We start from the raw sequence: 209 nt of genomic DNA, 5'->3' as shown, positions 1-209 counted from the left end.
TCTGTTAAGTTTTTACCATTAAAGGCATCTAGGGTTGCTTGTAACTGTGCTGCTGGGTTGGTTTTACCCTCAGAAGCAATAAAAAAACTATCTTCATCGACCTCACTTTCCCCACCACCAAAAAAGTTACTATGATAGTGACCTAACTGTAACCAGTAAATTTCTTTAGCAATACTTTTTAATGGAAAGCTGCTATTTGCAAATAGTGA

The 209-nt window shown here is 36.4% G+C and carries 1 protein-coding gene; it reads right to left on the bottom strand.

The genetic code is table 11. From position 1 onward, the window contains the following. On the bottom strand, positions 1-209 hold a 209-nt coding region (locus tag V6256_RS16205; RefSeq protein WP_481133296.1), incomplete at both ends, for a DUF7843 domain-containing protein.

The sequence above is a fragment of the Psychromonas aquatilis genome (assembly GCF_038155185.1).
GTDB lineage: Bacteria > Pseudomonadota > Gammaproteobacteria > Enterobacterales > Psychromonadaceae > Psychromonas > Psychromonas aquatilis.
Note: the sequence above shows the minus strand (reverse complement) of the source record. Positions and strands in the feature narration are given on the sequence as shown.